Genomic DNA, 1,815 nt, shown 5'->3' on the forward strand with positions numbered 1-1,815 from the left:
CCAGCGCCATGCCGAGCTTGATCGCGTCATGTTCGGAATTGACCTGTACCTCCTTGCCTTCCCAGAGGATCTGGCCGGCGGATTTGCGGTGGCGGCCGTAGAGCGTGGTGACGAACTCGCTGCGTCCGGCGCCGATCAGCCCATAGAGTCCGACGATCTCGCCGGCGCGGACCGTCATCGAGACATTTTCGAAGCCCTTGCCGGACAGGTTTTTCGCCTCGATGATGGCGGCGCCCGGCGTGAAATGCTCCTTGTGATAGACCTGCTCGATCGAGCGGTTGATCATCATCTTGACCAGTTCGGCATCGTTGGTCTCTGCGATGTTGCGGGTGCCGACCAGCGTGCCGTCGCGCAGCACGGATACCCGGTCGGCGAGTTCGAACACTTCCTCCATGCGGTGGCTGATGTAGATGATCGTCACGCCTTCGCCCTTCAGACGGCGGATCAGCGTGAAGAGCTGGTCGGCCTCCTTGCGGGTGAGGTAGGCGGTCGGCTCGTCGAAGATCAGGAATTTGGTGCCGCGCACGGTGGCGCGGGCGGCGGCTATCAGCTGCTGCTGGCCGATGGTCAGGTCGCCGAGCGTGACATGCGCCGGCAGGTCGAAGCCTAGGTCGTCGATGATCGTCTGCGCCTGCCTGACCATGGCGCGCTGCTGCAGGATGCCGAAGCGCGAATTCTCCTCGCCGAGGAACATGTTGGCGGCGACCGTCAGGTGACGGCACAGCACGACTTCCTGGTGCACGGCATTGATGCCGAGCGCCATCGCCTCGTGCGGCGTCGCCAGGGCGGCCGCCTGGCCCTCCCAGACAATCTCTCCGGAGGTGCGCGGCATGACGCCGGTCAGAAGCTTGATGAGCGTGGATTTGCCGGCGCCGTTTTCGCCGACGATGGCGTGGATCTCACCGGACTTGAAGGCGAGATCGACCGGTTTCAGCGCGTGGGTGCCGGGATAGCGCTTCTCCAGGCCACGCAATTCGAGGATAGTCCGCCCCTGTTCCAGAACGGGTGCGGGATGCAGTTCCTGCGCCGTCGAAATCATGACAATCCTCCCAGATTGGCCTCCCGGATTGGCTTCCCAGGCTGGCCTCACGATTGGCACGCGGCGAGGCAGGGATATGCCTCGAAAACAGCCTGGCTCAGGCGTGCGGATTGCCAAGCCGTTCGTGCGGCAGTTTGTGTCTCCGGGGCGAGGTGCCCCGGAGACGATTGCGGATGCGACGGCTCAGAGCTTCGGATTGAGCAGCGCGTCGATCTTGGGATCTTTCATGTTGTCCTTGGTCACCAGATTGGCGCCGGTGTCGACATTGGCTTCGACCTTCTCGCCCTTGGAGGCGGCGAGCGCGGTCTTGATGCCGTCATAGCCCATCCGGTACGGATCCTGGACGACGAGGGCGGAAATGACGCCGTCGTTGAGGAACTTGATCAGCTTCTCGTCGCTGTCGAAACCGACCAGCGCCAGCTTGCCGCCAAGGTTGTTTTCCGCGACGGCCTGGCCGACGCCCTGCGCCATGATCAGGTTGGAAGCGAAGATGCCCTTGAGGTTCGGGTTGGCGGTGATCAGGTCGGTGGCGATGTTGAGGCCGGTGGTGGCCTGGCCGTCGGCATATTTGTCGGCAACCAGCTTGAGGCCCGGATATTTGGCGGCCAGCTGTTCGGTGAAGCCCTGCTTGCGCTGTTCGAGCGAGCCGGCGCCAGGTGCGTTGGTGATCAGGGCAACGTCGCCCTCGATCTTGCCGCCGTTGGCGGCGCCGATGGCAGCTGCGAGGCCGTCGGCAGCGACGCGGCCGCCCTGGACGTTGTCGGTGGTCAGGAACT

General features: G+C 63.9%; 2 protein-coding genes. Both read right to left on the reverse strand.

Annotated elements, in window-relative coordinates; all coding sequences use genetic code 11:
* Positions 1 to 1,039: sugar ABC transporter ATP-binding protein (locus tag EN879_RS34395; RefSeq protein WP_164774777.1), on the reverse strand; the 1,039-nt coding region annotated here is incomplete at its 3' end.
* Between the two features lie 183 nt (positions 1,040 to 1,222).
* Positions 1,223 to 1,815: substrate-binding domain-containing protein (locus tag EN879_RS34400; RefSeq protein ID WP_164774778.1), on the reverse strand; the 593-nt coding region annotated here is incomplete at its 5' end.

Origin of the sequence: Mesorhizobium sp. M7A.F.Ca.AU.002.02.1.1 (genome assembly GCF_003998535.1) — a bacterium.
In the GTDB taxonomy this organism is placed as follows: domain Bacteria; phylum Pseudomonadota; class Alphaproteobacteria; order Rhizobiales; family Rhizobiaceae; genus Mesorhizobium; species Mesorhizobium ciceri.